The 21,887-nt window shown below is 49.5% G+C and carries 20 protein-coding genes; 11 read left to right on the plus strand and 9 right to left on the minus strand.

The window, feature by feature from the left end:
- Positions 1-24: 24 nt before the first annotated feature.
- On the minus strand, positions 25-465 hold the full coding sequence (locus PMI37_RS32185; RefSeq protein WP_008078944.1) for an alpha/beta fold hydrolase: 441 nt from the start codon (positions 463-465) through the stop codon (positions 25-27).
- A 199-nt stretch (positions 466-664) separates the two neighbouring features.
- On the opposite strand from PMI37_RS32185, the gene PMI37_RS05625 reads away from it, so the two are divergent.
- Positions 665-973, plus strand: a complete 309-nt coding sequence (locus PMI37_RS05625) for a hypothetical protein (protein ID WP_008078945.1) — start codon at positions 665-667, stop codon at positions 971-973.
- Between the two features lie 347 nt (positions 974-1,320).
- Here the strand turns inward: PMI37_RS05625 and PMI37_RS31795 are convergent, their stop codons facing one another.
- Positions 1,321-1,536: a hypothetical protein gene (locus PMI37_RS31795; protein ID WP_157173068.1), complete on the minus strand. Its 216-nt coding sequence runs from the start codon at positions 1,534-1,536 to the stop codon at positions 1,321-1,323.
- 377 nt (positions 1,537-1,913) lie between these two features.
- Here PMI37_RS31795 and PMI37_RS05630 point away from each other — a divergent pair, with 377 nt between their 5' ends.
- Positions 1,914-2,963 carry a hypothetical protein gene (locus PMI37_RS05630; RefSeq protein ID WP_008078946.1) on the plus strand — a complete coding sequence of 350 codons (1,050 nt, stop codon included), beginning with the start codon at positions 1,914-1,916 and terminating at the stop codon, positions 2,961-2,963.
- A 220-nt stretch (positions 2,964-3,183) separates the two neighbouring features.
- On the opposite strand, the gene PMI37_RS05635 is transcribed toward PMI37_RS05630, so the two are convergent.
- From PMI37_RS05635 to PMI37_RS05645, 3 genes are all read right to left on the minus strand, one after another.
- Entirely contained in the window at positions 3,184-3,909 is a 726-nt protein-coding gene (locus PMI37_RS05635) for a hypothetical protein (protein WP_157173069.1), read from the minus strand.
- A gap of 236 nt (positions 3,910-4,145) precedes the next feature.
- Entirely contained in the window at positions 4,146-5,336 is a 1,191-nt protein-coding gene (locus PMI37_RS05640) for a patatin-like phospholipase family protein (RefSeq protein WP_008078949.1), read from the minus strand.
- Positions 5,337-6,141: 805 nt separating this feature from the next.
- Positions 6,142-7,428 carry a hypothetical protein gene (locus tag PMI37_RS05645; RefSeq protein WP_052635258.1) on the minus strand — a complete coding sequence of 429 codons (1,287 nt, stop codon included), beginning with the start codon at positions 7,426-7,428 and terminating at the stop codon, positions 6,142-6,144.
- Between the two features lie 838 nt (positions 7,429-8,266).
- Here PMI37_RS05645 and PMI37_RS05650 point away from each other — a divergent pair.
- Complete coding sequence (locus PMI37_RS05650) at positions 8,267-8,788, plus strand: hypothetical protein (RefSeq protein ID WP_157173070.1); 522 nt, start codon at positions 8,267-8,269, stop codon at positions 8,786-8,788.
- Positions 8,789-9,224: 436 nt separating this feature from the next.
- On the opposite strand, the gene PMI37_RS05655 is transcribed toward PMI37_RS05650, so the two are convergent.
- Complete coding sequence (locus PMI37_RS05655) at positions 9,225-9,689, minus strand: hypothetical protein (protein WP_157173071.1); 465 nt, start codon at positions 9,687-9,689, stop codon at positions 9,225-9,227.
- A gap of 114 nt (positions 9,690-9,803) precedes the next feature.
- Positions 9,804-10,238 (minus strand): hypothetical protein, encoded by a 435-nt coding sequence (locus PMI37_RS05660; RefSeq protein ID WP_008078955.1) that lies wholly within the window; start codon positions 10,236-10,238, stop codon positions 9,804-9,806.
- 414 nt (positions 10,239-10,652) lie between these two features.
- Between PMI37_RS05660 and PMI37_RS05665 the strand changes: the two genes are divergently transcribed.
- Complete coding sequence (locus PMI37_RS05665; RefSeq protein WP_008078956.1) at positions 10,653-11,984, plus strand: tetratricopeptide repeat protein; 1,332 nt, start codon at positions 10,653-10,655, stop codon at positions 11,982-11,984.
- A 177-nt stretch (positions 11,985-12,161) separates the two neighbouring features.
- On the opposite strand, the gene PMI37_RS05670 is transcribed toward PMI37_RS05665, so the two are convergent.
- Positions 12,162-13,082 carry a ketopantoate reductase family protein gene (locus PMI37_RS05670; protein ID WP_008078957.1) on the minus strand — a complete coding sequence of 307 codons (921 nt, stop codon included), beginning with the start codon at positions 13,080-13,082 and terminating at the stop codon, positions 12,162-12,164.
- Positions 13,083-13,346: 264 nt separating this feature from the next.
- Here PMI37_RS05670 and PMI37_RS05675 point away from each other — a divergent pair, with 264 nt between their 5' ends.
- The 5 genes from PMI37_RS05675 to PMI37_RS05695 all read left to right on the plus strand — a co-directional run bounded on the left by PMI37_RS05675 (position 13,347) and on the right by PMI37_RS05695 (position 18,931).
- On the plus strand, positions 13,347-13,853 hold the full coding sequence (locus tag PMI37_RS05675; RefSeq protein WP_008078958.1) for a hypothetical protein: 507 nt from the start codon (positions 13,347-13,349) through the stop codon (positions 13,851-13,853).
- A gap of 130 nt (positions 13,854-13,983) precedes the next feature.
- Complete coding sequence (locus tag PMI37_RS05680) at positions 13,984-15,138, plus strand: hypothetical protein (RefSeq protein WP_008078959.1); 1,155 nt, start codon at positions 13,984-13,986, stop codon at positions 15,136-15,138.
- Positions 15,131-15,598 carry a three component ABC system middle component gene (locus PMI37_RS05685; RefSeq protein WP_008078960.1) on the plus strand — a complete coding sequence of 156 codons (468 nt, stop codon included), beginning with the start codon at positions 15,131-15,133 and terminating at the stop codon, positions 15,596-15,598. The genes PMI37_RS05680 and PMI37_RS05685 overlap by 8 nt, the downstream gene beginning before the upstream one ends.
- Positions 15,595-17,502: a DUF3732 domain-containing protein gene (locus PMI37_RS05690; protein WP_008078961.1), complete on the plus strand. Its 1,908-nt coding sequence runs from the start codon at positions 15,595-15,597 to the stop codon at positions 17,500-17,502. Before PMI37_RS05685 ends, PMI37_RS05690 begins: the two co-directional genes overlap by 4 nt.
- Positions 17,503-17,920: 418 nt before the next feature.
- A complete protein-coding gene (locus tag PMI37_RS05695) occupies positions 17,921-18,931 on the plus strand; it encodes an HNH endonuclease (protein WP_008078962.1) in 1,011 nt (336 codons plus the stop codon).
- A 130-nt stretch (positions 18,932-19,061) separates the two neighbouring features.
- Here PMI37_RS05695 and fabF read toward each other — a convergent pair whose 3' ends face one another.
- Positions 19,062-20,330, minus strand: coding sequence for a beta-ketoacyl-ACP synthase II (fabF, locus tag PMI37_RS05700; protein ID WP_008078963.1), 1,269 nt, complete (start codon positions 20,328-20,330; stop codon positions 19,062-19,064).
- A 110-nt stretch (positions 20,331-20,440) separates the two neighbouring features.
- Between fabF and PMI37_RS05705 the strand changes: the two genes are divergently transcribed.
- Together PMI37_RS05705 and PMI37_RS31800 are read left to right on the plus strand one after the other, a co-directional pair.
- Positions 20,441-20,914 carry a winged helix-turn-helix transcriptional regulator gene (locus PMI37_RS05705; protein ID WP_008078964.1) on the plus strand — a complete coding sequence of 158 codons (474 nt, stop codon included), beginning with the start codon at positions 20,441-20,443 and terminating at the stop codon, positions 20,912-20,914.
- A 70-nt stretch (positions 20,915-20,984) separates the two neighbouring features.
- A complete protein-coding gene (locus PMI37_RS31800) occupies positions 20,985-21,776 on the plus strand; it encodes a hypothetical protein (protein ID WP_008078965.1) in 792 nt (263 codons plus the stop codon).
- Positions 21,777-21,887: the final 111 nt, after the last annotated feature.

Here is a 21,887-nt window from a genome sequence, read left to right on the forward strand (position 1 = left end):
GCCTGTATGGAAGTCCCTGAGCCTTCATGCTTGCGCTGTCTTCCGCTGTTGCTTCTGACAAAAATCTAGAATGTCGGCGGGTTTCACCAGCATCGCTGGACCCGATGAGGTCGCCGCTAGAATCAGCCTGCGTACCATTCTCGGGTAACGCAGGGCGAACTCCTGCGCCAATGCACCGCCCCAGCTCACCCCGAACACATCAACCTGGTTTATTCCCAATTGCTTGAGCATCTCGGCAATCAGGTTTGCATGGCCAGGCAGACGCATCGGCCAGCGGGGCATTTGCGATTTGCCGACCCCGAGCACATCCAACGTAGTGGTTCTGTAGTCTGCGAGTTCCTCCCGCAGCGGATCGAAGGTACGGATCAATCCACCCAGGCCATTGATTAAGAGCAGTGGCGAGCCTTGGCCGCGAATTGAAACGTTTAACTCGAAGTCTTTGATGGCTAATTTAAGCGTGGTCATGGCTTCGGCCCCTAGTCTACTCGCTGTTAAGACAGCGTCTGATGCGTACAATGCCAAAAAGGGTGTCATTTGTTGCAATAGCTACGAATCATCGGGATATCGCCAATTGTCTCCGAGGAAATGAAACAGCAGCGGGCTGGGCAATTTCGCAAAGCGGTTCGTACTTGGTGCAGTATGCTCGCGACTGGGGGAGGGTTTCATGCACACGCGCAGCAGTATAAGAGAGCACATCGCTCGTACTGGAGAGAAGGTCAGTAGATGGCGTACTTGGGAACAAGCTAAGCAGAGAGAAGCAACGCCCTTGCTGCGGGAAAGTCGTCCATCTGGCTACTCAAATTGGTTCGCTGTGGAGAAGGACCAGGCAATCTGGTGGATCTACTACGACACATCAGACGGCGGCATCTGGAACAGCGAGGGGATGGCTGTCACAGGCTTCAGAGTCGCCTACGATGAATCTCTTGCGCAGAGAATCTATGAACTCGTTTATGAGTGCCTAATGAAAGAATGAGGCTCGCGACTATAATTCTGGTAGGTGCTGTCATTGAAATGGATCAATTGCACTGAATCATAATGGTGTCATCGGGTTGAATCCGATGAGGATGATGTTCAAGTTTACACTGAGATGGTAATTACGCACTCCTGCCATATGGAGCATTGGTGGACGTGTTGGGGCTACGTTCCCGGTTTTGCCGGAATGTTGCCAGAATGGGGCTTATGGTCTCATTGATCAATTGCAAAGAGCGCACGTTGTAGAGGGGGGAGAGCAAAGATTGTTTCCTAATTTTTGCGCCCCCTGTTTTTGTTCAAAGCGAATGCGTAAGTTCTGCCGTGACTCAACGCTTGTTACTCCTGGCTTTAAAACATACTGAGTTGCGTACCGGGCTTTTCTAAATCAGTGGCTGGAGATGCTTCAAGTGAAGTGTGAGGAGTTTTTTTATTTTTAAGTTTTCGCGTTGCGGCTTGGCCTTCCTCTGAGGCGCACCAATCCATCAGCGAGGGAGCTAGGTCACGAACTGATGAGAAAGTTCTAGTCTTTGATTTTGATTTTGATTTGTCAAACGATGCTTTCACGTGATTCTCCTGTAAATGTTGTATTTAGAATATATTGACTATCAAAATTATACATGTCAACTATTGCAATGGTTTTATCAATGTATTTGTATGCCTGGTTGGTGTATTAAATTTTCGTAAGGCTTTCTGATGCGTTCTAAATTTGAGTGGTGAAACCTTTCAGGTTCTAAAGTGTTGGAATACGCTCACTACAGGTACAATGCATCTTACTTTCAATTGCATTTTTTTAAAAAACCACTGCCGATCGTAACATTTTATCTCCGGGATTACCCGCATTGGAAAGATGACCACAAGTCAGCTATTTTTCTAGTGTGCTGTTTGGTTTTGATAAGACAAAACGTTGCTCCCGATCAACCCAATTGTGGAAAAGCTCATTTATGCTCTCAAAATCTGTACCGCTTGCCGCATTGCTTTTTATTGGCGCCACGTTGATTCCTGAACTTGGTCATAGTGCAGAGATGACTTTTTCCCATGGCGGGGTGGCTGATCCTTGCCGAGATCCGGACACATGCCTAGCCTGGATCAATGCGAAGGGGGACATCACTGACAAGACCACTGTGGACTTCGTGGCTTATCTTAAAAACCATCCTTTCGAGCCAACGATCATCCGGTTTGACTCTCCAGGAGGGAGCCTCAGCGGGGGAATTCAGTTGGGGAAAATCATACGCAAACTGGGGTATTCAACTCAGGCAACATTCTGCGCCTCCGCATGTACCTACGCGTTCATGGGTGGGGTAGAGCGCTCCCTAGTCGGCAATGGGGCGAAGATCGGTGTCCACCGTTTCTACCAAAACGCGGCAGTATTCGAGCCTTCAATCAAGCAATTTTCGGGAGAGGATCTGGACGCAACCCAAAAAATCATGGCTGGCCTAATGCTTTATGGGGTCGAGATGGGGGTAGACCTCCGCTTGGTTGCAATGACGGCAGAAGCAGGTCCAGGTGAGATGCGCTGGCTGTCAAAGCAAGAGGCTCAAGACCTAAAGCTCACCTTCCAACCAAACAAATGGCTGCCGTGGCGAGTGGAGGGTGATGCGGATAGGGGGTTGTTCGTTGCTGTTTCTGAAACCCAGGATGGCACCAAAAGTATGCAGTTCAGCTGCGCTGGCGACACTGCGTATTATTCGCTCCTGGATGATCAGCAGGATGTCTCTTGGTTTCGGCAGTGTGCGGAAGTGGGGGGCAAGGGCCACCCGGTACTAGGGCAGAAGGTGCCGAATAGCAATGTCAAAGTTCAACCTTGGCATGATCGGGGCGGAGTTATCGATTTTATGCTGCCAAAGGGGAAGCTCGATTTCAGTAACCCTTCACTATTTTCGACATCGGCCACCTACTCTATGGCCTGCCTTGACTCAAATGGGATCTATGCAGGTACGATCGATAAGCTCAAGACGATGGTGACCTTAGTGCTTTCAGCATGTAATCGTTGATATTGCCTTGATCATGCGCTCCCGTCTGGGGCCGACGAGTGCATAGTGGAAGCAGTCGAAGAGGCGGGCAATTATCTGTGTAGAACTTTGGGCCAATGGGAGAACAATCCATGATGGTTTTCAAAGGTCATCAGTCCAACCATAACGCTTTTCGCAATCGCCCCCTGACGGTCGAAAGGAGGCTCCCAAAGTCGACTGCAAACCGAGTGGCGACTATTGTTCAGCGTAGAGCGAGATCAATCAGTTCGACTTGGTAGCGATATCGAGCTGCTATGTGCCGCAAGAAAACAGCTCCGATGGATAATCCTAGTATGAGTGCGGCCATATACAAGAGGGTCGTGTCACCCAAGTTGCTGATCCCAGGGCCTGCTTGCAAAGTTTTCTGCAACCATCCAAATCCACCAAATTCTTTGGAAAATAGGTAGGCCGTTGCCATGAGGGTTAGTACCGCTGTTTTGTCCCCAAAGAACCACGTAACACGAGCATCGACTCTTTTGATTTTTAACTCTAACCACATTTTTGCTTCTTTAAGCGCATCAGCACTATTTTTTCTGAGGTCGGTCGAAATTTTTTGTTCGTGCCGGATGTCGGCCTTGAGATTTTGAAGCGTAACAGTCTCCCAGCGTAATAGTGTCCATCCGGTGGCCACAATCGGAGCTAACAGGGCTGCAAATGCGATGAACAATGATGCAGTCAGAGAGGCAAGTGCCAAAGTTTTTACCGGAACTGACACACCTACCGTATTGAAGAAAAATACCATTAGAGCTGGAGGAGCTAAGCAAAGGCCTGACAAGCCCAAACACCAGTTGGCGAATACACCTGCAAAGGTTTCGACGCTTGTGCGTCGATCAGATGGACTAAGAGGTTTGCACCGGCTAAGTTCCTCAATGACAGTAATTGTCTCTTCTAGCGGTACTGTTTTATTTGTATCATTGTCATTTGTCATGCTTGGTCTACTTTGATTTCCGGGTCTCACCTACGTCCACGTGCCGTAGGTCTCTGATGATAGAGATCGGCAGGATGAGCCCTTACTTAAAAGCTAACTTCAAGCCAGCGATCATGGTTCTCGCCGAGCGTCCGCTCTGCACGATCTTGCCCGGTCATGGTTCGATTCTCATGGATGAGGAGGGCGGTCAGGCGGAGCACCAGATGGCTCAATCTTTAAGCTGTATTTCCCAATGTCTAGGTTTTTCTTGAATGCGGCGATTTTTGCCACGGATAGCCTTGTGCGCCGAGCTGAAAGGCGTAATCGAACAAACTCCTCATGTACTCGCCATCGAAATTTTGACCATGGGGGAAGTCAAAGTCGGAGCCAATGTACGCGAGATTGAAATCTGCTTCGTCTTGCTGAGCCATACGGTAAATCCGCTCTAGGTCGCTGATCCCCTGAGTTTGAATCAAGGTGCTGATAGCTCGACCTCCGATACTCAACGTACGGCGTTTCGTCCCGGACCACTGGGGGGTCAATGTCCCATTACGAATAACGTAAAAATTACGTTCGCGTCGTATAGGTGCTCCGTTAGATTTGCTCAGCTCCGTTATGGTGGTTGGAGGGTACAGAAACACTTGAGTGATGACTCCTCCGTCCACGTGCATTTCCTGGAACTGTTCGCCATCGACTTCCACATCGATCATTACGGGTGAGACAGCACCTGGAATGCTCATCGATGCGAGCATGATGTTGCGGAAAAGGTCGAGTGATCCAGGTGCTTTGCTTTCGGCAATTGCCCCCATGTTCCAGGTGACTGGCCGCCCTGAATCAAGGTCGGTTGTTCCGATTAACAGAATTCGTCCTTTGGCGTATTCCGCAGCGATTTCCGTCAGAATCTCCGCAGTAACATATGTTGCGAGTAGCCGCGACAGTGGCTTGCTATCCGCTATACCGTCGCTGGCAAAACGGGTTAAGACGTTTCGCGAGTGAAAAACGTCCTTGGGGCCTATTGCGTTTGAGACATGACGAATAACGCTATCGTGCTCAGGCCCGAGGAAAGCGAACGGAGCGACCAAGGCGCCCGCGCTGATGCCCGTGACCACCTTGAATGAGGGGCGAGTCCCATGCGTTGTCCATCCAGCGATTAGCCCTGCTGCAAAAGCGCCGGCATCGCCGCCGCCGGAAACTGCAAGCATGTGCGCTAGCGGCAGGAAACTGTGCAGCATCCCGGCGCGGGCGAGAACCTCACTCTCGCGTTTATTGGACTCAACCGCATCCTGAAGGAATGGGGCCAAGCCGTAGTCCAGTCTGTATCGAGCATTAGGGATGCCCGGGATGACGGCGTTATCTGTTAACGCTGCCGGGACAGCCTCTTTGCGGGGCAGGCACGCTTGTAAGAAAAGGTCCAGAGATGCGGCGGGGCTGAGTGGGAATGGCTTCAAAACGTCTCCTCAGACCTTACGCTCAACAACTAGCACGCTGGTCGTGACAAGCAGGTCCTACCATGTTGCAGGAAAGGGCTAATAGCCGGCGTACGGAAGCGTGTTCGCTTCTGCTTCACGGCAGGCACAGTGCATGGCCCATTTAGTGATGACACGCTCAGACCCGCGTCCACGAGCGCAACGGCTCGCCGGAATTGTCGAAGAGCCGGGCTAAAACTGAGTCTTTGTATCATGGCAAATGAACTCGGCAGCGTTGTGCTTGAGCGTAGTGACATACAGGCGTGTGCGCACGCACCGAGCGTCAGTTTCACAACCATTATGGATACTGGATCAGGTCGCGGTTAATGGCGAGTCGATGGGTGTTGAATGGGGATGGTCAGCAGTCGTACCCACCTAAAGCGCGCTCAAAATCACCTTAGGAGCTTCAAAATTTCCCTACGAGTTCCCTTTCGGTCGCGTTTGCTCTGCATGAAGCTGAACAGGTCAGCAAATATCGCTGGCCTCTACCTACCGACGAGGAATAGACCATGAGTGCGAAAAGCGACCAAGACAATCATTCCAACCAGCTGAATCATAATAACGATGCCTACTGGCAATCCCGGGGTGAGGACGAGCGGCCTGATGATTGGGAAGACCGAGAGGAGGACAACTGATATGACTAAGCCTAAAGCTCCTCAAGACGCCCAGGCCGACGGGCAGAACGCAAACAAAGGAACCCCGGGTACCAACCCCCTTTATGACAAGGCTCAGGGCGATCGTGGTAAGCAGATGAATCCAAACCAGCAAACAAGGCGTAGGTAGGCACTTAAGCAGAGCCGCTACTGGCGGCTCTGCCTTCATCTACGGGATTCATTGGTTTGCCGAGTATCCTACGAGCGGTACGATATTCATCGCTATACGTCGACATCACCTCAGAAATCTCACGGACTGACAACCCTTGAAACTCCAAATACGCCAGCAGCAATGCCAGCGTTTCTGCCCATCGGAGGATCGCGGCTTGTGTCTTGGCGTCACGGTCATGATGGTTTGGATCAACGCCATCAGTCATGCATCTCTCTGAGACTGCTGCATTAGCAAGATCAAGCAGCGAGCTGAATTTAGGTCTTCCTTTTTTTCGTTGAGTCCAATTGCGCAGCACCCTCATTCGGGATGTGGCCTCAGTGCTACCCGAGACGGTATGCCTCGCCCACAATTTTCCCAAATAGGTTATGGCCATTCCCTTACGTTGCCACCCGCACCAACTGGCCAAGTGTTCCAAAGCAGAAAGAGTAGGGTTGCTCCAAGCGTTCGTATTTTCATCGAATTTGGGTAGAAGCGACTCAAGGGGTACTAGGTCGGTTTGTGCGTCTTGTTTGACCATGTCCCAGAAATCAGTCACGACGATATCCGCAATGTGCCAAGCCACAATCCGGAGCAGAACCGATATCACGTCTGCGGAGTGGCATTTCATTAAAATCGGATCGTCGAACGATTCCTCGTTATCGGCAATAATTTCTGTCTGAGCCGTACAAGCAATGCGAAATGCAGGGCAACCAAAGCGCGATACTAAAGGAGAGGCTGCGTACTGATACCACAGTGAGACTGCCCCGTTTTTTCGTTGCATTTCGCCGTTCAATGCAGTGGCTGAGTCAACAAATTGAAGCCAGAAATTCTTCGCGGCTGGATGGGCGAAGAAGCTGCTAATAAACAGAGCCCGCCATTGTTCACCGGTTGGCCAAATGAAGCCTTCTGGCCGTATCCGGAGCGCACGCTCAGCGACCTCGACCGGCATTGCTCTGAATAACCGGGTAATCACGCTGCGGCCTGGACGCACCGATGGTTCAGCGGTCATCTTCGCTATGGTCTTGGCGACGGGAAGATACCGCCGCTCCATGCGTGCGGCCTCCCAAGCTTCAGCCGGAGTGGTATTCAGTAACTGAAGTACGTGGTCCATAGGAAGCAGCAACGCGTTATTTTTAACGACACGTATGGATTGGTTTTCATCGTCTAGGGACTTGAGGCGCTCATAGAAATCGTCAGCGTTCCTTGTCAAAATTTGTTCCCTTTCCGAGCCTATCGATTGGGATATCAAGCTTCCCAGTGCATCACTCATTGTAGTTAACCGTTAGGGGTCGTGAGAATGAGTGGACATTCGGATGCTAGAGATTTTAGTGATGCGCGCTTAGGCAGGGCCCAAATTTGGATTGCATAAATTAGGCTGCGGAAATTTAGCGACCATACTGGAGATGTCATTGGGAGAGGATCCGTGCTGGTTGCCTTTCGCTTAGGGCGGGACTTACCGGATTCAGCCGCAGTGCGGAAGTTTGCCAGGGTAGGGGCGCGGGTGTAGGCACTCCATTCGCGGGCCTTCGGAATAGGTGCTTGTAGCACCGAATTCGATAATTTTTGAAATCGAGTTGTTCCTTAGAAAGCAGTTTGCGCCGCTGGCCAAATCAGGTGTTCCTAGGAAGGACTACGTCTTGAGGAAAGGTCATCGCAATTCTTTAAAGTCAAAGTATCCTGAGATGTTCTCAGCGCGGCTCCACATCAAGAAGTGCTTCACAATCTTTTCAAATTGCTAGACTCGAAGACAGGACGAAAATTGAGAACGTTTTGCCGTCTTGTGGAATGGACGCGTGCTTTCGGCAGATTTTTCTGGCTTTTCACGTTTAGGGTGAAGTATGAAAAATGCTCTGATGCAGTGTTGGTTTCTAATAGGCGGGTTGGTGTTGTTTTCGACGGGCGTGTCCGCTGACGAGCAGTCAGATTTCGATGGTACATGGACAGGCCAAACCCGATGCCCTCCAGGGATCACGGCCCTTACCATCCAGGTGAAGGGCAGTACAGGGACGCTGTCCCATGGAGGGTTCGGTCCAGAGCGAGATTCCCCCCTCAGTTATCCCATCAAGCCGACCTTCGTCAGGGACAGGGAGGGAAGCAAGGTGTACTTCATGCCGGTAAACCCGAAATATTATCCCTTCGAAGGGATAAACGGCTTGCTGTCGGCTGATGGTCGAAACCTGGACGTTAGGCGTCAGGCCTACTTGGGCGACTGCGAGCCCTTCGTGCTTTCACGGGCCCAGTCGACCGTGTCCAAGCCGCAGATATCGAAGGCAACCGCAGGGGCGGTACAAGGGCGCGAGCCAACCGAAGCGGAGATGCGCGCAGCTGTCGAACAAGCGAATACAAGAGTCAGTAGCCCAATAAACACCCTTAGCGTCTATGTAGTGGATTTTAAGAAGCTTGGGTGTCAAAAGGCGGCGGAGAGTCAGGGCTATTTCTGTGAGTATTATGTGGAAACCGAGCAGGAGTTTCACTCGACGGAAAATTCTCCGGCCGGGCAAGGGCACGGGGATGCCGTCAACAGCATTCTAAAGGGTATGGTGAAGGCCGCCGGCGCCAACAAAGTTCAAGAGCAAGGCAGATTTCTGTATGTGCCGTCCGAAGGGCGCTGGCGCATTGTCCAGGAATGACGTTTCCAGAATGACAGTTTCATCAAACAGCCTCGCCATGGATGCGACGCGTGTACATCGGCTTCTGATAACCCCTCCGCGGCTGCCTGGTAGCCTTCCGCATAGCGGGTGTTCATTCGTGGATATAGCCGCGATGCGGAAGCTAGCTATAGGGGTTGAGGTTTGGGTTAATCAACCGCGGTACATGTTACGGATGTGCCCGCACAGCAACGTCCGAATCAGTCTTGTCCTGGATCTAAAACATTGGTGAGCAAAGTGCGATACGACAGCATGGGAAATACGAATCACGGTTTTTTAAATTGTTGAGAGAAGATCCGCCCCTATAAAACTAGTTGCGTCCCAAAAATGTCACATTTTTTACTGGAATTGGTAGACGAGCAGGACGAGTAAACAGAAGTAAACTCAGTCGTATCAATGCGGTTCGTGGGAGACGCCGCTATCTCACTGATCCATCGTAAACTATGGTGGGAGCGCCATCTTTTTTGACGATGAGCTTGTTCCCGTCAGTCGATACGTCAACTTCATCTGAGCAGCCGTCGACCAACGTCTTGCCGTCGACCAATTCTGTTCGGGTGTCGAAACTCACGGTGTAGGTGGTAGCTGGGCAGCTGTTGCCGCCTTCGGCTGTAGAGATGACTAGCACGTATTTGTTGGGACCGAATGTGTACGCTTTCTCTACTTGAACATAGACAGCGTACTCAGGCTCATCCATCACTTGCTTCATAATGTCTATAGCCCCAGCGCGAGACTGGTAAATGATAACCTTGCTATTGGTTGTAAATGGGCCAACTTGGTTGCCTGAGTCCAATACTGGTTCGTAAGCGGCTCCGGAAGCTGCTGCCGATATATTGCAGACAGTAAGAGTGTGAATGAGAAGCAAAAATACGAAAGCAGGTTTCATAGGTAAATCCCTCACATGGTGAACGGAGCCGTGATGAATAAAGCGCCAAAACATAATTTTCGGCCTTGCCACCGCCCTGGTCATCATCGTGCCGCCTTTACGGATAACCCAAGCTTATCTACGTAGAAACCATCGCCGACTGGGTGCCGCTAGGAGAAGCAGAGTCGCCAAAAGATAAAGAGTATTGCTTGTGGAGCCAAAGAAATGTTCGGCCATAGGAAATTCTTTGCCAAGTCCCTCGCCAAGGAGCAAAGCATAGATTGATGGGATCACTAAGAGGCATAAGGCAATGGCGAGCATCCAAGCCCATTTGTTTCGCAAGTAAGTGAAAATTGTCATGAAGATGCCTACGAAGGTGAAGAGCAACATAGCCAGCAAGAAAGAGGGGCCGCCGTATGTACTGCTTGCGAAGGTGCCGTTGGTTGCCCCATTGGCGAGGTGCAGCATAGATTCCGCTATGCCGGTAGCCACGGACGCGGCGATGAGGATCACAGCGTATTTGACCTGTATTGGACGACTTGCGGCCAAATTTTTGAGCGATTCCGACATGTCCTGTCCCTCTTCAGTCCGCAATAATACGTAAATCAACGCCAGTCACAGAGTAGTAGTTCTCAAGCGAAATCACATGAAGACGCCCAGCTATTGCGATTTGACACCAGCGCTCACTGAAGCCCGCTCACCTGGTTGTATTGGCCTTGTAGCCTGCGGATTAGCGTTGATTCCAATCCATCCTGTCGGGTTCATCTAAGTGCTCCTTCCGCGCAGAATCACGACGATGAATATTGCCGATAACGGTAGACCGCTCGACCGAAAAGGCTGCACCAACAGTCCCAGTCTGGATGCGTCCGACACAATCTGCGCCTGGCACATCGCTGTGCCGTGTGATGGCGCCGGTCTGACTTTGGGGCTTTCCGATCCCGATCTACTAGGCTCTATTCAATTGATTTCGTCGAGCGCAGAGCCATGGACAAATTAATTGGGAGAAATGGTGCCAAGGCTTTCAGCTGCCTCGTTGCGCTTTACCTGTTCCTATCAGCTAGTTATGTGAATGCAGATCAGAGTCTGATCGAAATCAGAAAGTTGGCAGATGAAGGTGATCCGTCCGCACAAAACCACCTAGGAGATATCTACGCTGATGGCTTGGGCGTAGCGGAAGACGCGAAGCAGGCAGTGGCTTGGTACTATAAAGCTGCGATTCAAGGTTTTGCGCAAGCACAGAGCAACCTGGGTTATCACTTAGAAAATGGCATTGGCATAGAGCAAAATGCGGAGCAGGCGGCAGGTTGGTACTACAAATCTGCTGTGCAGGGCTTGGCCACGGGCCAAATGCATCTCGCATATCTTTATGACCAGGGAGTTGGCGTCGAAAAGGATGTGAATAAAGCGCTTACCTGGTATTACAAGGCTGCCGAGCAGGGCGATGCATACGCCCAATTCTCACTGGGAGAGCACTTTGATAACGGCATGGGCCTGGTGAAGAATCAGCAGCAAGCCGTTGCGTTGTATCACATGGCCGCGGGAAAGGACCTTGCGGCTGCCCAGAACTCTCTCGGGAACAGTTATCACAATGGTACAGGGGTCGATCAGGATCAGCAGAAAGCTATCTTCTGGTACAACAAGGCCGCCGACCAAGGTTTTGCCGCAGCTCAGAATGCTCTAGGGAACAGCTACGCCAATGGTGAGGGCGTCGAAAAGAACGCGAAGCAAGCCGTCGCCTGGTATTACAAGGCCGCAGTACAGGACAATGTCTACGCTCAGACTAGCCTAGGTTTCTGCTATGACAATGGTTACGGCATTGCACAAGACAATAGCGTGGCGGTTTATTGGTACCGCAAGGCTGCCGAAGAGGGCTATGCCCAAGCGCAGTACAACCTTGCCTTCAACTACGCCCAGGGTACGGGTGTCGATCAGGACTTTGAACAGGCTGCCGGCTGGTACCGCAAGGCAGCCGAACAGGGACATGCCGAGGCCCAGAACAACCTAGGCGCCAGTTACGAAAGAGGCGAGGGTGTTGTCCAGAATATTAAGCAAGCGGTTCTTTGGTATCGCAAGGCTGCTGAACAGGGTCTCGCCACGGCCCAACTCAACCTTGGAATTCTCTACTATAACGGCGAGGGTGTGATGGAGGATAAGAGCCAGGCGTATACATGGATAGCCGTCGCGGCTGCAAATGGTGAATCAAAAGCGATAAAACCACGAAGTGAGATCGCTGATGAATTATCAATGTCTGAACTTGCAGCAGCGCGGAAATTGGCAGAGCTTTATTATGAAAAATACCAGCCTATCGCTCAGTAACGAATACTGGGAAACCGAAGCGAAAGGTAAAAATTCATTCCGACCAGATATACACTAAGTAGCTCCGACTGAAGCAGTTTTGGGAAGGCTAACAAACTCGTTGCCAGCATTAATAGTCTGAAGAAAGACTGTAAAATGCTGGCGCCATCCGAGACGCTTATTGACCTTGCTCGGGATTCAATTCGGCAATTGAGCCTTGTATACCAGCAGGTTCGAATAGACCAAGGTCAATATCGGTGCCTCCAAGCCTTTAGCGCTGGCACGAACCAGCAGATCACCAATGATCTGATCGGCTTCTATAGCCCGGCCAGCAATCAGGTCTCTGTACATTGAAGACGTTTGTGGGGATCCTTCGAGGGTCAGCAGGCGACGGGCTTCAGCTAGGAAAGGTTCGCTCAGCTGGCAACCTACCGCCTGGATAATGGACACCACCTCGTCAATTACTCCCTCCGAGAATTCGCGTCCGCCTTTCACCGAAACGACATCACCGATGCTGCCTCTCATCAGGCAATTGATGCTTCCCATGGCGGCAAGCAAAGTCCATTTCTCCCACATATCTCGTGAGATCGTTTTCGACGTTTTGGCATCAAAGCCGGCATCGCGCATGAACTCATGCACATTGGCGACGCGCTCTGAATCACTGCCGTCCAATTCGCCATAGGCGATGTCGTTAAACGTTCCCTGTTGGACGATACGACCGCTTTCATCAAGGCTTGTGGCTACTTTGCACGCACACCCCAAGAGGCGATCTTTGCCGAACTTTTCAGCGAGTAATTCCATGTGACGCATCCCGTTGAGCAAGGGCAGTATCACGGTGTTAGAACCAACAGCGGGGATCATATCGTTCAACGCTGAGTCGAGTGCATAGGCCTTCACGGCGACCAAGACAATGTCGAAAGTACTGTGGAGCTGCGCCGCGGTGATGAGCTGCGGCTCTATATCGATATCACCAGCGGCGCTCCTCACGGAGAGGCCATTCTGTTCGAGCTGGCTAAGTCTTTGCGGGCGTACTAGAAAGGTGACATCCCGGCCAGCCTTAGCTAGCTTTGCACCGAAAAAACCACCGGTGGATCCGGCTCCTACGATCAAGATGCGCATCGGGTGACTCCTGAGGTGGGCACGAGAAATTAGAATTATAGTATGCGGGCATATACCCGCATCTCAGCCTAAAGCTACACTTAATTAGCCGGAAACTAAACCAGGAAATGCTCGGGGACGGCTTCTATTAACGGCATCAATAACAAGACAAAAATGTACATAGACACTGATTGTTTTCTCTCAGAGGCGTGAAGGCGGATGGCATCAACGCATGGCGTTGTGCCATATTGTGTGCAGCGCTTTAGGTGAAGTCACGGAGGACGCATGCAAGATCTGATTGGAATGGAACGGTTCGCCCCTGGTTTGACTGCGCTGTCGAAGGAAGAGATGACAGCTATCCATGTATTTACGATTCTGTGGACATTATTTGAGGCTCAGGCGCTTGGCACGAACGCAGCTCCAAGCAAAATTGTCGCGTTAGCAAAGCGTTGGGGAAGCGACGGCCACCTTGATAGCTATTGGCATATGCCAGTTTTTGATTACTTCAAAGCTCGCTACGTAGGAAACGGCCAACCCACACATCTTTTTGAAAATTTGTTTTTTCACGACGAGAAATCGCGCACCCATACCCTTGCCACATTATGTGGAAATGGGGACGATCTTGCGGAATGCTTGAGTGCTTCCTTATTAATTGTATATCGCTTCAGGAACAATTTTTTTCACGGCACGAAGTGGGCGTACGACTTGAAAGAACAGCGAGACAATTTTGAGCACGCATCCCAGTTGCTCGAAGGGGCCCTGGATGTAGTTCGGAAAATAAAATCTATGTAACTGATTCATTTGTGATGTGTGGCTAGCGCGGCTATGCCGCGCAGCCATAACCCTTAGGTGAACGCGGTAACTCCTGACATTAGGAAAAAACTATGAGTGGCATGTGCTTGCCAAAAGATGGAGCTTAAAAATGGCTTCAACAGCTAAAAATAATGCAGCGCTGAGCCAGCTTGGGAATCTTTATCAGTATTTGATGGTGCTGAAGATATGTCTAGAAGCTCCGGCTGGTGCGATAGTAAATCTTGAACAGTTAGGTGATATCACTACAGCGGACTACAATTACGAAATCAAACATCACGAAAACCCAGACCACGTGCTAGTAGACACGCATGTCGATTTTTGGAAAACACTCAAGAACTGGGTTGAGAATTATGATTTATTAAAACCATTTTCAAATTTGGTGCTGTTAACCAGCTCAATTGTCCGTGCAGAGTCAATGTTAGGGCAATGGAACGCAGCAGTAGCCAAAGATAGATATGGTAGTTTAAGAAAGAAGGCCGATGAGATACTTAGTAAGCCGGGCTCTTATAAAACCATCATTTCGTATGTGCAAAAAATCTACGAGTTTGACGCTGGTTACGATCAAGATAAACTAGCATGCATTTTATCGCGAGTAACAATAAAGCATTCTTCCGATGGTGCTTTCAAGCTTTACGAAGGATTAGTAGCGCATATTGCCCTTTCGGCTGTTCATGTTAAGCACAGAGCTAACATGGTCAGATCGCTTCTCGGCATGATTGCAATAAAAGGAGTTACTACTCCAGGGTCTTGGGACATAGAGCGAGACGAGTTACATAACTTCCTAATCGCACAGACCCAAGAGGTCAATAATGGAGGTGTTATTTGCTATCCTGATCTGGAGCGCGCGGTGTGCGGGGAGGACATATTCCGGCATCGATGCATTGAGCAGGTTAAGTTTATACCGTACGAAAAACAGGTTTTCTCAGCAGCTCAAGATTATTATTACTATACCCTGACGGTAGGTATTACAGCAGGCAAAGATCCAGTTGTTTTGAAAGAGTTTCAAAATACGGAGAAGGGCATTGGGACCGATCTGGATCTCGACAAGGAGAACAGTTGCCTAGAAGTAGCAAAGGCGCCTATTAATGAGGCCGCGTTGATCAGGGCATCTAAGCAACTATACGTAAATTCGCTTCGGAATGTTCGGGCGGGCGGAACAGATGGCAGCGCAGAAGCGAAAAAATTCAGAAGAGGAATGTTGCATTCTTATGTCAATACATCTGAATTTTGCTGGCGTATTACGGAGTTAGATATAGATGATTGACGAGAAAATCACACTTGCACTCAGCCCCTTTTGGTTGGCCGACTTTATTGAGCATTTTGTTTTTGGATATGCAAAGCCGGTTCCTTTTCAACTGGTTTATCTGATGATTCCACTAGTTCTGCGCAGTGATTCTCGCGATCCATTAGTGGCTCTGAAAAGCACAAGCACTGTTTATTCTGCATTTCTTGACACAAGCGAAAAGCGTAAAAGGGTGCTGGCATTACAACTTGCAGTCAATAATTACACTGAGTACACAAATCGAGCCATATTAGCATATTCGGCAAGAGGGCATAGCTTTGACCTATTAATCAGCAATGTGTCTGGTTATGAGCCCAAGAAAGAATCGTATACGAGTCATATAGCTAAAGAATATTTTAAGGCATCGCGAAATTTAGGAATGATTTTTTCTAAAGAAGATCTCGCGGCTTGCTTCTATAAGTTAGGAGTTTTCAAGGTATGAACTGTTATATAAAGCAAATTCGAATTTTTGGTGCTGATGGAACTAGTCGGCTTCTTAGGTTGACGAAAGGTTTGAATATTGTCACTGGCGTCTCGAAGCGAGGAAAAAGTGCGCTCATTGAGATAGTCGATTATTGCCTGTGCTCTAGCCTAAACACCATACCTAAAGGAAAAATCGAATCCTACGCTAAGTTATTTTGTATTGTACTGCGGCTAAAAGAAGGTTATTTAGTAATTGCAAGGCCGGCTTGGAAGCTTGATGGTGCATCTAAAATCTACGTCAAATTTGAAAGTGATTGCTCTATAATACATAAGCTCAATATCGATTATTTCGAGAGCTTACCTCTTTTGAAAATCAAAGGCGCAGGGCAAGAGGATATCGAGAGGTATATCGGGCTCAGAGTGATTAATCCGAGCCCAGCTGATGCAGACCGGAAGTCTGGAAAAGCAAGCATCAGAAACATGACCCCGTTTCTTTATCAGTATCAAAACCTAATTGCCAGTAAGCATGCCCTGTTCTCTAAAATGGATGACGTGTTTAAGCGAAAGGACATATTAGATCAATTGCCAATATTTTTAGGCTTGGTTAATGACGATTACTTCAGCGTCAAGCGGCAAATCGACGATCTCAGATTAAAAATTAAGCGCATTGAGCGCGATGCACAGCGCACTGCGGAAGAAAGCGATAAATATGGTAATCGCCTAAAAGATCATATCGAAAACTACTACGCGTTAATAAATGTTTCGCCTCCAAATATGGTTACTGTTCAGGACGCGTTGAAAGCTGGTAAAAATCTTCCAGGCTTGGCTGAAGATTATTATTTGAAAACTGATACGACTCGTCGATATGAATCGCTGGGTATAAAGTTGCTCGAAAAACAAGAAGAACTTAGCTCTGCTAATAAGAAAATAAAGCAAATCGAAACGGTTAGAGATTATGCAAAGAAAACTCTGGTGCACCATAGAAATGACTTGGCTAGAGGTGTAGCTGTTACCCACGATATGGTTACGTGCCCTGTGTGCAGTCAGGATGTACCTGAGATGCTTGAAGAATCTAGAAAATATGTAACTGCGATGGATAACCTCAATTCAGAAATTGCGTCGATGGCAAATTTTGCGAGATATGACTCTGAGCAACTCGAATCTTTTCGCACTACTCGTAGGGAATTAATTTCCGAAATTAAGAAACTTGAGGATGATTTAAAAACGCTCGATTTGTTTGAGGAAAATTTTAAAAAATACAAAAGTCTAGCGGACGCATTGAACTACTATAAGGTCCAGATTGATTTTTCGATGAGGGTCGTGGGAGAGGTAGGTAGTGAAGACGCGTCGACTCTGAAAGAGCTTCGTAATGAGCTGAAGCTGCTAGATAAGCAGTTCTCAGAATATGATTTTGCCAATGCCATTTTTCAAGCTGAAACTAAGTTGAATAAGTGGATGAGTACTCTATGTTCTCATTTGGATTTTGAGGAAGAGTTCAGGCCGCCGAATCTGAGGATGAAACTGGACGAGCTAAGTCTTTTGCATATTGACGAAAAATACGGAAACGTTGCGTTGTCGGACATGGGGAGCGGTGCGAACTGGCTCGCTTTTCACCTCGCAGCTTCTATGGGTATGCTGCGTCTATTTTGTAACTCTCCAGACTCAAGCGTTCCTAGTTTTTTATTTTTGGATCAACCTAGTCAGGTTTATTTCCCAAATCCTAATTCACCGAACAGTGAGGATACGGACAAAGTTCAGGAGCTTTACGTGACGATTTTACGTGAAATACACCGCATTCGACCTGAGGTTGGCTTTTACCCTCAGGTCATCATCTTGGACCACGCTCAAAACCTAAATCTCGGGAAGTATAATTTTAAGAAATTTGTCCGAGCTGATTGGCACGGTGATAACGCCTTGATTTAAAACAGCTCAGACTGTGCAGGGAACGGCATTATCCAGAACTCTCAGCAAACGCTGTTGGTTTACCGTTTATCGGGTTGATGCTCGCTCATTACCCAGTTGGTTGTAGCCGGCAAGCTGTTTGAGACGAGCCGTACTCGTTGCGTACTGCGACGGTCGCTACGAATGTTTCAAATGCTAGGGGCATCTAGGTTACCTGGGCTCTGGGGAACTGCCGCGGTAGTTATGCGTTGTTCTCCAGATCGAGGAAAGTAAAGTTGACGAAGCAGTTTTGCGAAGCAGCCTCTCTAGCTAGGAAGCAGGAAAACAAGATCAAGCTCTATTGCCTAAGCTATAGAGATTTGACGCTGACCACGCGAGAAGGAGCTGGCTGCGCCGAAAACGGTCCAAGTGGGTTATGCGAGTTAGAGGAGCGCGGTAAATGGACGCACATGAATCATTGAAGGCCCTCAGACCAAAGGTTTCTCAACGAGTGTACGACGTTTTAGTAGCGGCCGGCCTCGATGTGGACCCATGGCATTGGAAGTCGAACGGGCAGCCAGAGCCAGATTTTGCACGAAACCAGCTCTATCGATCTCGATGGGTGTTCGTCGACGCTGCTGGGGAAGTGCTGATGAGCCTTTGGTACGACAAGATGAAGGTCGAGGGCGATGAGATCATCATTCGTGGAAACGCGCGCGAAGATCAAATGATGTATAGACGCATGGGGGAAGACCATCGCAAATACCAAGGAGAAGCCAAAAAACAAGAAATGTCCAAAATGCGCCGAGGTGTTCAATGGGCGTCAAAAGCTGGGTTACTCGATAACGCAATTCGCAATTGTGAAAGCGCGAGGCTGGATTTCTCGGTTGCGATTGTGGATCGCGCACAGCCCCATGATGATGAGTCAGAGAACGCCAATGCTCGTGAGCTGGATACGGTCAAATGGCACGTGCGTAGCTACACCTATGAGGGTGATTACGTGCTCGTTCGGGGACCTAGGAAAACAGTAGATGGTGTTGACGTTACTGTTCCTCAACAGGTATGTGAAGCGCTCGACGCTAATATTCCAATAGTGCCGTACGAAAAGGCGCTGAAGAGCACCTCCGATCTTGGAACCTATGAGATAGGAATTGAGGACCAGTTTGTAGAAGAGGCGCCTACTGCGTTTTTCGAAACATCTCGTGTCTACCCTCGTGATCAAGCCCATCGCCGCGCTGTTCTAAAGCGCTCAGCCGGATTCTGCGAGTTCTGCGGTGCTGAAGGCTTTCTGAAGAGTAATGGAAATCTGTATTTAGAGACTCACCATATTGTTCCGCTCTCAGAGGAAGGTTTGGATAATCCTAGGAACATGATCGCGTTGTGCCCTAATGATCATCGCCAAGCTCACTATGCGGCTCGCAGTGAATATCTGCGGGAGGCGTTTCTGGAATACGTTACCAAAATGTACTGAACGGCAGAGGTCGATTGTTTAAAGTCGATCGTGTCTTAGCTACAAGAAGCCTTGAGACACGACACGACACGACTCGTAACGACGCTTAAAAGGTCTGCGGCACAAGCCCGCATTTTAATCGGTGGATGCCTTAAGACCAGCGTCGGAACAGCACGCTGGCATTCACACCGCCAAAGCCAAAACCGTTGGAAAGTGCATATTCCATCGGCATTGGTTGTGCTTTACCGCGGATCATATTGAGGCCTTCTGCCCCCTCATCTGGGTTTTCGAGGTTAAGCGTTGCTGGAGCTATTTGATCACGTAGTGCAAGCACTGCGAATATCGCTTCGATACCACCGGCAGCCCCCAACAGATGACCTGTAGCGGATTTGGTGGAGCTGATAGCCAGACTGCTGCCTTCGCCAAACAACGCTTTGATAGCTGCCAATTCGCCTTTGTCACCGACAGGCGTCGAGGTGGCGTGAGCGTTCAAATGTTGAATTTGAGAAGGTTCGATGCCTGCTTGTCGAAGTGCTTGCTCCATTGCTCGGCGAGCACCGTCACCATCTTCTGGTCCAGCGGTCATGTGGTACGCGTCGGCACTGGTACCGTAGCCGACCAACTCAGCAATCGGTTTTGCACCACGTGCGAGTGCGTGCTCAAGTTCTTCGATTACCAGGAGGCCCGCGCCTTCACCCATGACAAAGCCATCACGAGCTTGGTCGAACGGGCGAGATGCTTTTTCTGGTGTTTCGTTATGATCACTGGAGAGAGCCCGCGCTGCGGCGAAGCCAGCCAGGCTTACGCGGTGGATCGCGGCTTCTGCGCCACCACAGATGGCGACATCGATTTCGCCAGCACGAATCATTCGAGCAGCATCACCGATAGCCTGGACGCCAGCAGCACATGCAGTCACTGGGGCTCCCAGAGGACCCTTGAAGCCGTGGCGAATCGAGACGTGACCCGCTGCCATGTTGCTCAAGAAGGACGGGATGGTGAAGGGCGATAGACGACGCGGGCCTTTGCTGTCAGTTGTACGCACGGCTTCTGCGATGGCGGGGAAGCCGCCAACACCGGAGGCGATGATAGTGCCTGTTCGTTCTTGGGATTCACGGTCTTCAGGGTGCCAGCCAGCTTGATCCAATGCTTCTTTGGCGGCAGCCATTGCGAAGAGAATGAAACGGTCCATCTTGCGCTGTTCTTTTTGAGCCAGCACTTCATCAGGATCGAAACCGCCTTCTGGATCTTGCGCTCGGTCGAGGACCTGGCCACCAATACTGATCGCTAGATCGCCAACAAGGTCCACCGGCAGCGGGCGAATCCCCGATTGGCCTTCGAGCAGGCGTTGCCAAGTCAATTCAACTCCGCTGGCAAGCGGGGTCAGTGCGCCCATGCCGGTGACGACGATGCGTTTACTCATGCGATCCAACTCCTTAAGCTTTTGTGAGGTAATGACAAATGGACGTCACTATCATAATGAAAGTAACATTACTTACCCATTATTTGTCTGAATACCGATGAGGAGCCTTCATGCAAAGCACGAGCTTCAGCGATGCCGAATGCCCGATCGCGCGCAGCCTGGATAAGGTAGGGGAGTGGTGGAGCATTTTGATCATGCGTGATGCATTGCATGGCCTGAAACGCTTCGAGGAGTTTTCCACTAGCCTGGCTATCCCACCGAGTACGTTGACTCGACGACTGAATGCCTTGGTAGAAGCGGGCCTGTTAGAACGCCGGCAATACAGTGAGCGTCCACCTCGCTACGAATATGTCCCGACAGCGAAGGGTGAAGATTTCAAGCTTGTACTCTTGGCGTTTACTGCTTGGGGTAATCGTCATCAAGCGCCGGAAGGTGAGAGTGTGCAAGTCATTGAGACTGCCAGCGGACGTCCTGTGCAGCTCACGATGTTTGGTGTGCTCGATGATCAGGTCGTGCCACTGGACCAGTGCACCTTGCGGGCTGGGCCTGCTGCGAGTGAAGAAATGCAGAATCGATTGAGATAAAAAAAATTACATTGAGTTGACGTGATCACTCCGTAAACTCTAACAACTACTTATTTGCTCTGAGTTATCAATGACGCCAGCAATAATTGAATTGATTAAAGATGCTGCAAAAAATGCTGTTTGCCCTACGTTGGATGAACAGATTTATCACGATATTGAAACTGGGGTTTTCACGCTTTCAGGAGGAGCCAAGTCCACTGATGTATATGTCGATGTGCCGGTGCATAAGTTGGCCTCGTTGAATCGACGTGACTTTTGGAGTCCGGGAGATACATGGCGTACTGCCACGTACAAGTTGCATGGCGAAGGCTGGAAGGCTCAGGTATTGAAATATTTTGAGTCGCAGATCGAAGACCAATGGTTCCCAGCGCCAAATTCGACGGAGCCGCTTACACTCAGGAGCTTTGGTGGTTTGGTGGAGTGCTCCGTAGGCAACCACCGAGTAATCGCGGCGCGATCTTGGTTAACAGCAAAATATGGGTGCGCGGCTTATTTTAATTCTGTAAGGGTTCGTGCATTCTCCATTCCTCCATGTGTAGTGAGATTTCTTGAACAGGCGGTTCAGGAAGGATCTGATGTGTATATTTCGAACATATCAGGTTCAGAACTAGGTGATTTTAGATATGGTGATAGCTATATCGAATTGTTGCTGCGAAAAGCATCTGATAAGTACACAATACATGGATGGCTCGACGACGAAATAAAACCCATTAGAAGGTCGTTCCTTCAGCGGCATTTACCAATATTTTTTCCATCACGATTCTATCGACGTAAATGGTGTCGGTTGCCATGTAGGCTCGCGAAAATGATATTGGACGATGCTTGGATTACATCGCAAATTCCATCGGCGAAGACTTGGTGAGTTTGTACTCATAAAATCCTCGGTTAGCTTTTAGAAATAAGTTTGCGATCACTACATTTGCAAAGCCTCGCGCGCTGCACGAGGCTTGTCTTGCAAGCTTTAGCTAAACCC

Source organism: Pseudomonas sp. GM80, from assembly GCF_000282515.1.
In the GTDB taxonomy this organism is placed as follows: domain Bacteria; phylum Pseudomonadota; class Gammaproteobacteria; order Pseudomonadales; family Pseudomonadaceae; genus Aquipseudomonas.

Bases quoted from the DNA above. Each gene is read 5' to 3' on its own strand.
- PMI37_RS05665 (WP_008078956.1), top strand. From the start codon at position 10,653: ATGGACAAATTAATTGGGAGAAATGGTGCCAAGGCTTTCAGCTGCCTC.
- PMI37_RS05680 (WP_008078959.1), top strand. From the start codon at position 13,984: ATGGCTTCAACAGCTAAAAATAATGCAGCGCTGAGCCAGCTTGGGAAT.
- fabF (WP_008078963.1), bottom strand. From the start codon at position 20,330: ATGAGTAAACGCATCGTCGTCACCGGCATGGGCGCACTGACCCCGCTT.
- PMI37_RS05660 (WP_008078955.1), bottom strand. From the start codon at position 10,238: ATGTCGGAATCGCTCAAAAATTTGGCCGCAAGTCGTCCAATACAGGTC.
- PMI37_RS05685 (WP_008078960.1), top strand. From the start codon at position 15,131: ATGATTGACGAGAAAATCACACTTGCACTCAGCCCCTTTTGGTTGGCC.
- PMI37_RS05635 (WP_157173069.1), bottom strand. From the start codon at position 3,909: ATGACAAATGACAATGATACAAATAAAACAGTACCGCTAGAAGAGACA.
- PMI37_RS05630 (WP_008078946.1), top strand. From the start codon at position 1,914: ATGCTCTCAAAATCTGTACCGCTTGCCGCATTGCTTTTTATTGGCGCC.
- PMI37_RS05705 (WP_008078964.1), top strand. From the start codon at position 20,441: ATGCAAAGCACGAGCTTCAGCGATGCCGAATGCCCGATCGCGCGCAGC.
- PMI37_RS05690 (WP_008078961.1), top strand. From the start codon at position 15,595: ATGAACTGTTATATAAAGCAAATTCGAATTTTTGGTGCTGATGGAACT.
- PMI37_RS05695 (WP_008078962.1), top strand. From the start codon at position 17,921: ATGGACGCACATGAATCATTGAAGGCCCTCAGACCAAAGGTTTCTCAA.
- PMI37_RS05655 (WP_157173071.1), bottom strand. From the start codon at position 9,689: ATGAAACCTGCTTTCGTATTTTTGCTTCTCATTCACACTCTTACTGTC.
- PMI37_RS05675 (WP_008078958.1), top strand. From the start codon at position 13,347: ATGCAAGATCTGATTGGAATGGAACGGTTCGCCCCTGGTTTGACTGCG.
- PMI37_RS05650 (WP_157173070.1), top strand. From the start codon at position 8,267: ATGCCGGTAAACCCGAAATATTATCCCTTCGAAGGGATAAACGGCTTG.
- PMI37_RS05625 (WP_008078945.1), top strand. From the start codon at position 665: ATGCACACGCGCAGCAGTATAAGAGAGCACATCGCTCGTACTGGAGAG.
- PMI37_RS32185 (WP_008078944.1), bottom strand. From the start codon at position 465: ATGACCACGCTTAAATTAGCCATCAAAGACTTCGAGTTAAACGTTTCA.
- PMI37_RS31800 (WP_008078965.1), top strand. From the start codon at position 20,985: ATGACGCCAGCAATAATTGAATTGATTAAAGATGCTGCAAAAAATGCT.
- PMI37_RS05670 (WP_008078957.1), bottom strand. From the start codon at position 13,082: ATGCGCATCTTGATCGTAGGAGCCGGATCCACCGGTGGTTTTTTCGGT.
- PMI37_RS05645 (WP_052635258.1), bottom strand. From the start codon at position 7,428: ATGAGTGATGCACTGGGAAGCTTGATATCCCAATCGATAGGCTCGGAA.